Source organism: Chryseobacterium sp. GP-SGM7 (genome assembly GCF_049166575.1).
Lineage (GTDB): Bacteria > Bacteroidota > Bacteroidia > Flavobacteriales > Weeksellaceae > Chryseobacterium.
In genome coordinates this window covers 977,907-991,780 of the sequence record NZ_JBMHFF010000001.1, presented here as the reverse complement: position 1 = coordinate 991,780, position 13,874 = coordinate 977,907, and the positions used below count along the sequence as shown (strand labels likewise).

General features: G+C 33.7%; 8 protein-coding genes and 1 CRISPR repeat array (1 of these 9 only partly in view). Of the genes, 2 read left to right on the top strand and 6 right to left on the bottom strand.

Annotation, left to right across the window (positions count from 1 at the left end):
- Positions 1-10: 10 nt before the first annotated feature.
- On the bottom strand, positions 11-1,006 hold the full coding sequence (locus ACOOWA_RS04370) for a bile acid:sodium symporter family protein (RefSeq protein WP_421373451.1): 996 nt from the start codon (positions 1,004-1,006) through the stop codon (positions 11-13).
- A gap of 66 nt (positions 1,007-1,072) precedes the next feature.
- Complete coding sequence (locus ACOOWA_RS04365) at positions 1,073-3,226, bottom strand: glycoside hydrolase family 97 protein (RefSeq protein WP_421373450.1); 2,154 nt, start codon at positions 3,224-3,226, stop codon at positions 1,073-1,075.
- A 1,054-nt stretch (positions 3,227-4,280) separates the two neighbouring features.
- Between ACOOWA_RS04365 and metG the strand changes: the two genes are divergently transcribed.
- The gene (gene metG / locus ACOOWA_RS04360; RefSeq protein WP_421373449.1) at positions 4,281-6,422 is read left to right on the top strand and encodes a methionine--tRNA ligase; all 2,142 of its coding nucleotides are present in this window, start codon (positions 4,281-4,283) and stop codon (positions 6,420-6,422) included.
- Positions 6,423-6,578: 156 nt separating this feature from the next.
- Here the strand turns inward: metG and ACOOWA_RS04355 are convergent, their stop codons facing one another.
- The 4 genes from ACOOWA_RS04355 to typA form a co-directional block, all read right to left on the bottom strand.
- Positions 6,579-8,183 carry a glycoside hydrolase family 10 protein gene (locus ACOOWA_RS04355; RefSeq protein WP_421373447.1) on the bottom strand — a complete coding sequence of 535 codons (1,605 nt, stop codon included), beginning with the start codon at positions 8,181-8,183 and terminating at the stop codon, positions 6,579-6,581.
- A 168-nt stretch (positions 8,184-8,351) separates the two neighbouring features.
- On the bottom strand, positions 8,352-8,648 hold the full coding sequence (locus tag ACOOWA_RS04350; protein WP_421373445.1) for a type II toxin-antitoxin system RelE/ParE family toxin: 297 nt from the start codon (positions 8,646-8,648) through the stop codon (positions 8,352-8,354).
- A complete protein-coding gene (locus tag ACOOWA_RS04345) occupies positions 8,636-8,821 on the bottom strand; it encodes a hypothetical protein (RefSeq protein ID WP_421373444.1) in 186 nt (61 codons plus the stop codon). Before ACOOWA_RS04345 ends, ACOOWA_RS04350 begins: the two co-directional genes overlap by 13 nt.
- A gap of 87 nt (positions 8,822-8,908) precedes the next feature.
- Entirely contained in the window at positions 8,909-10,717 is a 1,809-nt protein-coding gene (gene typA, locus ACOOWA_RS04340) for a translational GTPase TypA (RefSeq protein WP_421373443.1), read from the bottom strand.
- 268 nt (positions 10,718-10,985) lie between these two features.
- Here typA and ACOOWA_RS04335 point away from each other — a divergent pair, with 268 nt between their 5' ends.
- Complete coding sequence (locus tag ACOOWA_RS04335; protein WP_421373441.1) at positions 10,986-13,400, top strand: hypothetical protein; 2,415 nt, start codon at positions 10,986-10,988, stop codon at positions 13,398-13,400.
- A gap of 177 nt (positions 13,401-13,577) precedes the next feature.
- A CRISPR array of direct repeats spans positions 13,578-13,874; the repeat unit is 47 nt; unit sequence GTTGTGAATTGCTTTCATTTTTCAGTATCTTTGGGATACACAACAAC; it runs 2,445 nt beyond the window's last position.

The window sequence follows — 13,874 nt, the reverse complement described above, 5'->3', positions numbered from 1 at the left end:
AGCATTGAATTTAAGATTCCAGAATTTCCATACGTTTTGCAATTCTATTCGCCAACCAGCTTACATAGAATAACTGGAAACTATGGTAAATCATGACAGGGAGCAGAAACAAAACTTTTTGTTCGTCGGGAATTCCTAAAACCAAAAGAAACAAACTTCCGTGAACGAGGGATTTCTTTGAGCCGCAAAAGGTAGTTGTAATGACATCTTTTGGTTTAAAATTCATTTTTTCTGCAATCAATTTAAGAATATAATACGTTGCAAAAAACAGAAATATAACAGTGAATGCCAATACAATAAAGACAAATGATGGAACGGCAACGAAAATATTTTCAATAAAAGCCGTTGAAAAACTTTCATAAACAATCAATAAAATAATCAGGCGGTCAAATTCTGAAATTACATTTGAATATTTAGTTACCCATTTCTTGAAAAATGGATTCAGCAAAACACCTAAAATAATGGGAAGTAAAACTTTTAACAGCAACTGTTGAATAATCTCTGTTTGATTTCCACCTTCACCATTTGATGTGAGGAAAAAGCTCATGAGAAGAGGTGTCATAACAATTCCTATAATTCCAGAAATGGAGGCATTAAAAATTGCTGAGGTGACATTCCCTTTTGCGATGGAAACCATTACAACCGATGAAGAAACCGTTGATGGTAAGCTTGCAAGGAAAAATACCGAAAGCCAGATATTGAAATATTCAGAATCTTTGATGAAAGGATAAAAGGCCAATGCCAATAAAGGAAAAAGGATAAATGTTCCGGACTGAATCAGCAAGTGTAATTTCCAGTTGGATACATCTTTCACAACTTCTTTCAGATTCAGTTTTAAGCCATACAAAAGGAAAATACCTGCAATTCCCCAATCGATAAACCCTGAAAGGTTGAAATATTGATTATAAGATTCGTGAAAAGGAATCAGCTTTGCCATGAAAACCATCCCGATAAGTAAAAAAAGAAAAGTATTCTGTTTGGTGAAAATTTTATTAATCAACTTCATTATAGACCATTTAAAAGAAAAATCCTCAAAGTTTCTAGCTTTAAAGATGCTCAATTTACGAATAATTTATTTTACAGGTTTAATAGAAACGGCAAAACCTCCGCTTCGGGCCATTTTAAAATTGATTTTAGACTTGCTTGTAATCTGTTTTTTGTAGATGTTATAGCTTTGAGGATTATTAATGTAATCTGCATCTTTTCCATCTTCATAAATTATGGCTTCGTATTTTTTATTTTTATCTAAAAACGAAAAATCTACCGTATAATCTCTTTTATTTTCATCAGTAATTCCACCTACGAACCAGTTTTCTGTACCTTTAGCTTTTCTTGCGGTGACAACGTAATCTCCAGGTTCCGCCGAAAGAATTTTTGTATCATCCCAATCTGCCGCTACATCTTTGATAAACTGGAAAGCATCGATGTGTTTTGCATAATTCTCCGGTAAATCTGCTGCCATCTGTAAAGGCATATACATCGTCACATACAATGCCAATTGCTTTGCTAAAGTGGTTTTCACAAAACGCTTGTCTCCCGGAAAGTAATAATCTAATTTGGTCTGAAAAATTCCCGGTGTATAATCCATTGAGCCGCCCATCCATCGTGTGAAAGGAAGAATCGTCTGATGATCGGGATTGTTTCCTGCGAAAGCTTCATATTCTGTTCCACGGGCTGCTTCCGCTGAAATATAATTCGGATACGTACGGCTTTCTCCTCCAGGACGAACAGATTCGTGAGAATTCACCATGATTTTATAATCGTTCGCTTTTTCTACAATCCTGTAATAATGATTGATCATCCACTGCGAATAATGATGCTCCCCTCTCGGAATAATATCGCCAACATAACCCGTTTTCACAGAAGTGTAACCATATTTATTCATCAGCTGAAAAGCCTGATCTGCCCATCTTTCATAATTCGTTGCTGAACCTGAAGTTTCATGATGCATGATTAATTTTAAACCTTTAGAATACGCATATTCATTCAACATTTTAATATCAAAATCGGGATAAGGCGTCATAAAATCAAAAACATATTCTTTCGAATGACCGAACCAGTCTTCCCAACCGATATTCCAGCCTTCAATTAATAATCCGTCGAAACCGTTTGCGGCAGCAAAATCAATGTACTCTTTTACCCTTTTGTTGTTGGCTGCATGTTTTCCATTGGGTGTTAATTTAGAAAAATCGGTTACACCCAGATGAACATTATCTGCAGTAGAATAAGCCCACTGCGCTTTTCCGATAATCATTTCCCACCAAACGCCCATATATTTTGTGGGTTTTATGTAAGAAGTGTCTGTATATTTTGTAGGTTCATTTAAATTAAAAAGCATTTTAGAATCCATCAGATCTTCAGCTTTTGGCGAAACGATAATGGTTCTCCACGGTGTTACAGAGGGTGTCTGAATATATCCTTTTGCACCTTGTCGGTCTGCGGTAAGGTGTGTTTTAAATTTAAAATTTTGAGCATCTACTTCAAGATGTGAAGCCGCATAATCTAAAACGGCTGCTTCGGCAATATTGATGTACAAAGGCTCTTTTCCAACCTTTTTCAACATTAAAGGCGACTGAACTGCATTTTTAATCAATTTCTGAGAAGCATTGGAATCAAAAGCTTTGTCCCATCTCGCAGGAATTTCAGAGACATTGGTTTCCTGATATTTATATTCCTGAGAATCGTAATCGGCAACCATCCACCAAGCTTTCATATCGGTTGGAAAATCAAATTCTGTATCTTCTTCTTTAATGACAAAATAATTAAGGTTTTTCTGTTGTGGAAATTCATATCTGAAACCTAAACCATCATTAAATAATCTGAATTTTACTACAATACTTCTGTCCGTAGAACTTTGGTTCAGCGTAACCGCCAATTCATTATAATGGCTGATGTAATTTTTCTTTTCACCCAAAACCGGTTGCCAGATTTCATTTTTCGAATCTCTTTTTTCGGATGTTTTTACGAAATCGTTATTCAAATCAAATTTAGCATCCTCAGTTTTGGTAATCTCAGAAGAAAACTGCACCGAAGTATCTTTGAACAAACGCAATCCTAATTTTGAATCTTCAACTACTGTTGCGCCGTTGTATTTTAAATTGTAAAAAGGAACTCCGTTATTAAGCTGGAAATTCATTTCAAACTTGCCATCGGGAGATTTCAGAGATTGTGCATTTAATCCTGAAAACATCATTGATAGTAAAACTGCACCCATTGTAATTTTCATCCTGTAGAATTTAATAAACTTTAAAAGTAAAAAAATAGCACCAACAATTGGCCATAAATCAAATTAAAGATTCTTTGTATTTCGAAAATAAGTAAAAAGCTTTGTTTATTCTAAATTTTTCACTGCATTTATTTTGTTTTGCTTTGCATTTGAAATTATCGCAAGGTTAGACAAAGTTTTTTCTAATATATTTTTTTTTAAGCCAAACAAAGGCACTTCGTTTAAGTAAGAAATACAAAAAATTACAATTATCAATATGGCAGATTGAAAATATTTTTTTCGTCAGGAGATTTCAGAGTCTGTTCATGTAATTCAAAATACATTATCAAAAGTATAACTGTAACAGTTGTAATTAGTTGAATTTTTTAAAATTAAAAGTGAAAATTAGAACCATCATAAATCAAATTAAAGATTATTATATCTTTTATGTAAATTTTTATTTTGAAAATAAGTGAAACGGCTTTGTTTATTCTAAATTTTTCACTGCATTTATTTTGTTTTGCTTTGCATTTGAAATTATCGCAAGGTTAGACAAAGCTTTTTCTAATATATTTTTTTAAGCCAAACAAAGGCACTTCGTTTAAGTAAGAAATACAAAAAATTACAATTATCAATATGGCAGATTGAAAATATTTTTTTTCGTCAGGAGATTTCAGAGTCTGTTCATGTAATTCAAAATATATTATCAAAAGTATAACTATAACAATTGTAATTAGTTGATTTTTTTTTTTAAATTAAAAGTGAAAATTAGCATCAAGAAACGATCATAAATTAGATTAAAGATTATTTATATCTTTTATGTAAATCTTTATTTTGAAAATAAGTGAAACGGCTTTGTTTATTCTAAATTTTTCCCTGCATTTATTTTGTTTTGCTTTGCATTTGAAATTATCGCAACGTTAGACAAAGCTTTTTCTAATATATTTTTTTAAGCCAAACAAAGGCACTTCGTTTAAGTAAGAAATACAAAAATATATTACAGACATTCTACTTAGCGTAGTCCGGAATTTTGCTATATTATCATTATCTTTGCAGACTTAAAACTATACTATAAATGTCAAACAAAAAGATGATTACGGCGGCTTTGCCTTATGCAAACGGACCGGTTCATATTGGGCATTTGGCGGGAGTTTATATTCCTGCAGATGTTTATGCGAGATTTCAGAGAAGATCAGGAAAAGACGTTGCGTTTATCTGCGGAAGCGATGAGCATGGAATTCCTATTACCATAAGAGCCAAAAAAGAAGGGGTTACACCACAAGACATTGTTGATAAATATCACGAAATCATCAAAAAATCGTTCTCAGATCTGGGAATTTCTTTTGATGAATATTCAAGAACGACCTCAGAAAATCACCGTGAAACAAGTCAGGATTTCTTTAAAGTTCTTTATGAAAAAGGAAAATTCACAGAAGAAATGTCTGAACAGTATTTTGATGAACAGGCAAATGAATTTTTGGCTGACCGATACATCGTTGGAACCTGCCCGAACTGTGGTAACGAAAATGCTTACGGAGACCAGTGTGAGAAATGCGGTTCTACCCTTTCTCCATCAGAACTGATCAATCCAAAATCAATGTTGAGCGGAAATGTTCCGATTTTAAAAGAGACAAAAAACTGGTATTTACCATTAAATGAATATGAAGATTTTTTAAACGAATGGATTATCGAAGGTCATAAAGACGACTGGAAACCCAATGTTTACGGACAGGTAAAATCCTGGCTGAATGACGGTCTGAAGCCTCGTGCAATGACCAGAGATTTGAATTGGGGAGTTCCCGTTCCACTTCCGAATGCAGATGGAAAAGTACTTTACGTTTGGTTTGATGCACCGATTGGTTACATTTCTTTCACGAAAGAATGGGCAGCAAAAAACGGGAAAGACTGGAAAGAATATTGGCAAAGTGAACATTCTGATTTAGTTCACTTTATCGGAAAAGATAATATTGTGTTTCACTGTATTATTTTCCCTGCAATGATGAAGGCTCACGGCGATTTCGTTATGCCGAAAAATGTTCCCGCTTTTGAATTTTTGAATCTTGAAAACGATAAAATCTCAACTTCAAGAAACTGGGCGGTTTGGGCACACGAATATGTAGAAGATTTCCCGGGGCAACAAGATGTTTTAAGATATGCTCTTCTTTCTTCGGCTCCAGAAACAAAAGATAATAACTTTACATGGAAAGATTTTCAGACAAAGAATAACTCTGAGTTAGTAGGAATTTTTGGAAACTTTATCAATAGAGTTGCGGTTTTAATTCATAAATATTATGATGGAATTGTTCCAAAACCAAGTGGTTTTTCAATTAATGATCAACTAACATTAAATATTATCCGCAATATTCCAAAAAATATAGCTTTTTATCTTGAAAAATATGAATTTAGAAATGCTCTAAATGAAATGATGAATATAGCAAGAGTTGGGAATAAATATCTTGCCGATGAAGAGCCATGGAAAACAATTAATAATGATCCTGCAAGAGTTAGAACTCAAATGTATATCGCGGTACAAATTTCTGCAATGCTAGCAACTTTTTGCGAACCATTTTTACCTTTTACATCTAAAAAGTTAAAGGATATTCTTAATCTAAAAGTTATAGATTATCCAAGAAGTCATTTCTCTCCACTAAATTCGATGATACTTAAAAACTCAATAAATATTGAGAGTAAAGTAAGTTATTTAGATCTTGAATGGGATGATTTTGCATATATATTAGATGAAATAATACCTGCAAACCATCAAATCAACGAATCTTCTCTTCTTTTCTCAAAAATTGAAGACGACGTGATTGATTTTCAAATTCAGAAATTAGAAAATACAAAACAAAGCAATAAAAAAACAAACCCTAACGCCAACCCAATGAAAGACGAAATACAGTTTGATGATTTTACAAAAATCGACCTGAGAACAGCTACGATTTTAACTGCCGAAAAAGTTGAAAAAGCAGATAAATTATTAAAACTAACTGTTGATACAGGTGTTGACGTGAGAACTGTGGTTTCAGGAATTGCAGAAAGCTTCACTCCGGAAGAAGTAATCGGAAAGCAGGTAATGATATTATTAAACCTTGCTCCAAGAAAAATCAGAGGCATTGAATCTCAGGGAATGTTGCTATTGACAACAAAACCTGACGGAAAATTATCTTTTGTAACGCCGGATGACAGTAATGTTGAGAACGGTATTGAGATTGGATAATTTTTAATTTTAAGTCGTTGCTAGTTTTTAGCTGTTATTTGATGGATTGATATTCAATGCATTAAATACAAAAAATATATTGTTAAACATTTTCGGACACCTATATAAACGAAAAAAGACGCAAAATTTGCGTCTTTTTTTATTCTTGGATATCTCTTATTTAATTTTCTTCGCCATGTAATCACTTTCATTTCCCAAACGGTCTATTCCTTTTATCGCAACAGCATTTAAGGTCTTACCATCTTTAAACTTAGGAATTTCTTTTGACAGTGTTTCTAAAGTAAGAATTTCAGTATTCCAAACTCCGTCATATTGCGTAAAAAGAACCCATTGAAAAACACTTCCTATTTTCTTTGAACTCCAACTTGTCTGTACAGAACTACCATTGTCATTGGTAAATAAACTTGGTTTTTCTAAAGGCATTGCTTTAATCCACGGACTTCTGGGAGTTAAAGCTTTTTCTTTGTACGGCCCGTTTTTTAGTGTCGAAAGCATATTTGAGTTTTTCGTTAAACCGGCAATACTCCAATGAACTTCTCCTGCATCATTCGTCAGAATTTGTCTTGACAATTCGATCTGATTTTTAATTTCAGTTGGCCGGTCAGAAGTTTTTATTTCAACGGTATTTAAACCTGGCCAAAGATGACGGTTCATTGTGTTTTCAGATTTCCACCAGCTCAGTAATGAAGCAAAAGGCTGTCCTTTAGATTCAATCGGCCAATACAGTTGTGGCGAAAAATAATCAACCCAGCCATTATTTAACCATAATTTAGCATCAGCAAACAATTCGTCATATTGAGAAGAGCCTACAATTCCTTCCGGATAACCGGGTTTCCAGATTCCAAACGGACTTATTCCGAATTTTACATAATTTTTTTCTGCATGAATTTCCTTATAAATTCTTTCAACAAATTTATTCACATTATCTCTCCTCCAATCTGCTCTTGATAATGTTCCGCCAGAACTTTGGTAAATCGCCCAAGTTTTATGATCAGGAAAATCTACACCTCGATTGTACGTTGCATATGGATAGAAATAGTCATCAAAATGCACTGCATCAATATCATATCGCTTTACAATATCTTTCACAACATTTGAAACATGCCCTTGAGTTCGCGGATCGGCAGGATCAAACCAATACATCCCGTTTTTTAATTTAATCGTAATATCTGAAAGTTTACTCGCCATTGAAAGATTCGTCACTGCTCCGCCGTTTGAATGATGCGCCCGATAAGGATTTAACCAAACATGAAGTTCTAAACCTCTTTTGTGAGACTCTTCGATCCAAAACTGTAACGGATCATAGTTTGGATAAGGAGGTTCACCCGTTTTTCCTGTTAAAAAATATGACCATGGTTCTAATTCACTTGTGTACAAAGCATCTGCGGAAGGACGAACCTGAAAAATCACAGCGTTAAAATTATTTTCCTGAAGCATATTCAACATATTGATGGCTTCAGCTTTTTGCTGCTCTACAGAAAGATTATTTCTTGAAGGCCAATTGATATTGGCAACACTCGCAATCCAAACTCCTCGGAATTCACGATTAATTGCCGGAAGATTTGCTTTAAAATCTTCGCCGACAGGAATTTCTGAAATTGGCGGAACTTTTTCAGAATCGGGAGCTTTGACGGTAATTTTTGAAGTTTTCGTTGTTTTTATCGGCTTAGCCCTTGAAGAATTTTCTCTTATCACACATGAAGTGCTGAAAGATGCGAACAGACCCAGTATACAGACTAATTTTATTTTTGTGATTTTCATATTTAATTCCTGGAAAAGGATTTCTGAATTGTTAAAAGACAAAACTAATGATATAAAGATAATTTTAAAAGTCTTGCACTGCAAAATTTAGTTAAAACAAAAAAAGATTAGGAAGTGATGCCTTATTTTCATGAAAAAAGCCCCGAATAATCGGGGCCTTAGATAATATTATTTCATTCTTCGCAAAATATCCTTTGCTCCGTGATGAATTAGAAGAATATGAACTTCATTTTTGGAAATAATACGATAGATAATTCTGTAATTACCTTCAAAAATCTCCCTCACATTATCATCATCCATCTCCGTAACTCGTTTTCCAGTAATCATTCCAGTTTTTAAAATCTCAGTTTTAACTTGAATTTTTTCTATTTGGAATCTGGCATATCTTTTAGAATCTAAACTTATAAAATCATAGATTTCTTTTAAATCTGTTTTGGCTGATTTTAACCATTTTATTCGAACCATTGTCCCATTTCTTTTTTGAGATCTTCTTCCGAAATAATATCATTTTCGTCCGATTCTTTTATTCTGGTTTCCAACTTTTCAATCATTATGAGCCTTTCAATCACTTCATCTATGCTAATTTCATCCGGAAATTCATCTATTTGTTTATGCAGTTGCTCTTTAGTAATTGTCATATCAATAGTATTTTAATAAAGCTAAATTAATAAATAAAAAATAAAGCCCCGAAAAATCGAGGCTTTAAATATATTTGGAATTTCAGATTATGCTTTCGCTCCTCTTTCGATTCTTTTTCTTTCTTCTTCAGAAAGTACTTTCTTTCTCATTCTAATGAAGTTTGGAGTTACCTCGATTGCTTCATCAGCCTGGATATATTCCATACATTCTTCCAGAGAGAATAAGATTTTTGGTGCAACACCAGTATCTTTATCTTTACCTGAAGCTCTCATGTTGTTCAGCTGTTTTGCTTCAACGATGTTTACAACCAAGTCACCTGGCTTGTTTTGCTCACCAATTACCATACCTGCATAGATTTCCTCGCCCGGATCAACATAAAACTTACCTCTATCCTGAAGTTTAGCAATAGAATATTCTGTAGCCGGACCTTGAGTTTTAGAAATCAATACCCCGTTACTCCTTCCTGGAATAGCACCTTTGAAAGGCTTATATTCTGTGAAACGGTGCGCCATAATAGCTTCACCTGCAGTAGCTGTTAACATCTGAGAACGCAATCCGATCAAACCTCTTGAAGGAATTTCGAATTCCATGTGTTGCATTTCACCTTTAGTTTCCATAATGTGAAGATCACCTTTTCTCTGAGTCGCCAAATCGATTACTCTGGAAGCGAATTCGTCTGGTACATCAACAACCAAAGATTCGTAAGGCTCTAGTTTTTGTCCGTTTTCGTCTTCTCTCAAGATAACCTGTGGCTGTCCGATCGTCATTTCGTAACCTTCTCTTCTCATGGTTTCAATTAAAACTGACAAGTGAAGAATACCTCTACCGAACACTAAGAATGTATTTGCATCATCAGTCTGCTGAACTCTTAATGCTAAGTTTTTCTCTAATTCTTTAGTTAATCTTTCTTTCAGGTGGTTTGAAGTAACATATTTACCATCTTTACCGAAGAAAGGCGAATTGTTGATAGAGAACGTCATATTCAACGTAGGCTCATCAATTGAAGTTCTTGGCAATGGCTCCGGATTTTCGATATCTACGAAAGAATCTCCAATCTGGAAAGCATCAAAACCTACTACGGCACAGATATCTCCAGCCAATACTTCGGTTACTTTTTTCTTTCCAAGACCTTCAAAAACGTATAATTCTTTTACTTTTCCTTTAACAATTTTTCCGTCTGCCTGAGCTAAACCAATCCACTGGCTTTCTTTAAGACTTCCACGGATTACTTTACCAATTGCAATTCTACCCAAGAAAGAAGAGAAATCCAGAGATACAATCTGCATCTGTAGGTTACCTTCCTCAACTTTAGGCTCAGGAACATATTCTAAAATACCATCCAATAACGGGAAGATATTATCAGTCTGCTCTAATGAAGTGTTGAACCAACCTTGCTTAGAAGACCCGTAGAATGTAGGGAAATCTAACTGCTCTTCAGTAGCATCCAATGCAAAAAACAAATCGAATACTTTATCGTGAACTTCTTCAGGACGACAGTTTGGTTTGTCTACTTTATTGATAACAACCAAAGGTCTAAGACCTAATTCTAAAGCTTTCTGCAATACGAATCTTGTCTGAGGCATTGGTCCTTCGAATGCATCTACCAATAAGATTACACCGTCTGCCATTTTCAAAACACGCTCTACTTCACCACCGAAATCGGCGTGACCAGGAGTGTCGATTACGTTAATTTTAACGTCTTTATAGTTAACAGAAATATTTTTTGATAAAATGGTAATTCCTCTTTCTCTTTCAAGATCGTTGTTATCCATTATTAATTCCCCACTTTCCTGATTTTCTCTGAAAATGTTTGTAGCATGAATAATTTTATCAACCAAAGTAGTTTTACCGTGGTCAACGTGTGCGATAATCGCAATATTTCTAATGTTTTGCATGAATGATTTTTACGGGTGCGAAATTAGTAATTTTTAATCAATTAATCATCATCAATATTTATTAATTAACAAATTCATAATGAGAAGTTTACTTGAAAGTCATTTATTTTGAGCGATAAACCATTAAATTGAATCATATAGCTTTTAATAAATTAAAAAAAATCAAAAGGAAATTTTATGAAAATGAATATTCATCACAAAAACTCATAATTATTTTATCAGGTAATGAGTTTTTTATTAATTTGCATATACTAAATGTAGTACGGCTATGAAAAGAATCATTACATTCTGTTTTTTTTGGGCTCTAAGCAGCCATTTTTCTTCACAACAGGCAGCAGACAAAGCACTTCAGACTTTAAATGACAAGTTTTCTCAGGAACATATTTATATTCTTACAGATAAAGATCTATATCTTTCGGGGGATATCGTGTGGTTTAATGCGATGATTTTCAGGAATTTTACTATTTCCGATATATCAACTAACTTTTTCATTGAAATGTATGACCGCAACAAGAAACAGATTTTGAGAAGACGATTTCCTGTTTTTAATGGTCTTGTACAAGGCAGTATTCAGCTTCCTGAAGATTTGAATGAAGATGTTTATTATTTCCGTGCCTATACTCCGATGATGAGCAACCTGAGTGAGGATTTTCAATATTTAAAACAGATTCCTGTCTACAATCCTTCTTCGCCAAAAAAACTGGTAGCAGACAAAACTTCATCATGGTCTGCAACACTGCATCCTGAAGGAAATTCTTTCATCCAGAATATTCCGGGTAAAATTGCGGTGCGACTTCATTCGAAAGGAACTCCACCATTGCAATGGGAAGGTTATGTAATTGAAAAAAGTAATCCTGAAAAGAAAATTACCACATTTAAAGGTTTAGACGGAAATGTTGGTATTTTTACAATAACTCCTGAAAAAGATAAAGTCTATGAAGCTGTCATTACAGATAACAATGGCGTGAAAAACACAGTTTCTCTTCCAAAAGTCTCTGAAACGGGAATAAGCCTGCAGGTCATTAGCGAAAAAGATAATATTAAATATAAAATACAAAATACTGCCGAAGTTCTTCCTTATTATAATGTCGTTGCCAATATCGGTGAACAGGTAGTTTATAAAGCTAAAATTAACCAGCTTAAAGATGCATTTCAGTCAATTCCAACCAATCAGTTAATTAACAGTATTTTGCAGATTACGGTTTTTGATGATAAAGAAAATGTGCTTGCAAGCAGAATGTGTTTTGTGATGCCTCAAAATTTGAATATTTCTTCTCCTGAAGTAAAACCTGAAACTCTAAGCACTGAAAAAAGAGGTTTTAATTCATTTAATATAAAATCTAAAGATATTCCCAGCTTTTCTGCTGCGGTATTTGATCCTGAAGACAAAAAATCTTTAGATGATGAGAGTTTTCTAAGTTCTCTTTGGCTTACAAGTATTATTAAATCTAAAATTGACCGTCCTGCTCAATATTTCGGAGATAAAAGAAATGCAGAAGCTTTGGATGCATTATTAATTTCTGAACAATGGAAAATGTTTGACTGGAAAGAAATTATTTCCGGGAAATACCCTAACATCATCAATAATGCTTCAAAATATATTTCATATAGAGGAAAATTAACTATAAACGCAAAACCTGCACCCCAACAGAACCTCATCCTGTTTATAGAAGGAGAAAAATCCGGAAACCAAGTATTTGAGGTAGAAACAGACAGCAATGGCGAATTCTTTTTTGATAATATGATTTTTGAAAAGCCTATTAAAATTACTTATCAAATAAACGAAGCCAACGCAGCGCTTAAAAGCAGAACCAATGTTTATGTAAATCCGGTAAATACATTTATTTCATTAAAAAAGGAATTACCACCTGTTGAAAATTACACTCTTGTCGATAGAAAATCTGCTGCTGAAATTTCACAGTCAGCAGAAATTACAAAAGCAGTAGAATCCCGAAAATATAAAAAAGAATACAATGAAAAAGTTACTCTGATTGAAGAAATAAAGATAAAAGCAAAAAAGAAAAATCTTACCGAAGACCTCAACAAAAAACTGAGTAGCCCACTTTACAACAGCATTAACGAAACTGTTTTTGATTTCATTAATGATAACCAATCTGCAGCCAGCTCACCCAATATTATGCAATGGCTACAAGGTCGGGTTGCGGGTTTATCCATTAATTATGATAACGGAATTCCCACTCCGTATATTCGTCAGTCGAAAGCGAATGTTTATTTAGACGAAATGTTGCTCGATGCAGGTTCAATCAGCGGAATATCTGTTTCTGATATTGCGATGGTAAAAATTATTAAAGACGGGAGCGTTGGAATGAGTGGCGGCGGAAACGGGGCTGTACTTATTTATACAAAACGAGGCGATACCCAACCTGCCTCTCGTGGAAATTCTTTATCTAATATGACAGATGTGAACTTTTTTGTAATGGAAGGCTATAATGAAACTGAAAAATTTCCAGATTCAGATTATGGAAATTCTGATTTATCAAAAATTGGTTATGATTACCGATCTGTTTTGTATTGGAACCCTCTCGTTGAAAAAAATGATGACACTGACACTACAAAAATTGATTTTTACAATAATGATACCGCAAAGAAATTCAGGTTTATTATTTTAGGATTTGATACCGAGAAATATATACCGGTGTATTATGATAAGATTGTTCCTTAAGTTTTGTAATAGCAAATTAATGATTTAATATAAAAGCTAAATATTCAAAGTATTTGCCTTTTACATACCTGTTATCATAATTATTTTTTTGAATATAACACAACGAAACATCAAAATTTGAACGTTATCTTTGGGATACACAACAACCGCAACAATGACCGTTGCTGAATATAACGCGTTGTGAATTGCTTTCATTTTTCAGTATCTTTGGGATACACAACAACTCTTCTGTTTGTATTACTGTAATTTCATCAGTTGTGAATTGCTTTCATTTTTCAGTATCTTTGGGATACACAACAACTCACTATATTTGAGTGTGTATAATCCTGATGTTGTGAATTGCTTTCATTTTTCAGTATCTTTGGGATACACAACAACCTAAGATCATTGGAAGTTGCTGTGAATATTGTTGTGAATTGCTTTCATTTTTCAGTATCTTTGGGATACACAACAACTAAGTTAATATAAATTTTT

Coding starts and splice junctions, on each gene's coding strand:
- ACOOWA_RS04345 (WP_421373444.1), bottom strand. CDS start 8,821: ATGACAATTACTAAAGAGCAACTGCATAAACAAATAGATGAATTTCCG.
- ACOOWA_RS04355 (WP_421373447.1), bottom strand. CDS start 8,183: ATGAAAATCACAAAAATAAAATTAGTCTGTATACTGGGTCTGTTCGCA.
- ACOOWA_RS04370 (WP_421373451.1), bottom strand. CDS start 1,006: ATGAAGTTGATTAATAAAATTTTCACCAAACAGAATACTTTTCTTTTT.
- ACOOWA_RS04365 (WP_421373450.1), bottom strand. CDS start 3,226: ATGAAAATTACAATGGGTGCAGTTTTACTATCAATGATGTTTTCAGGA.
- ACOOWA_RS04350 (WP_421373445.1), bottom strand. CDS start 8,648: ATGGTTCGAATAAAATGGTTAAAATCAGCCAAAACAGATTTAAAAGAA.
- metG (WP_421373449.1), top strand. CDS start 4,281: ATGTCAAACAAAAAGATGATTACGGCGGCTTTGCCTTATGCAAACGGA.
- ACOOWA_RS04335 (WP_421373441.1), top strand. CDS start 10,986: ATGAAAAGAATCATTACATTCTGTTTTTTTTGGGCTCTAAGCAGCCAT.
- typA (WP_421373443.1), bottom strand. CDS start 10,717: ATGCAAAACATTAGAAATATTGCGATTATCGCACACGTTGACCACGGT.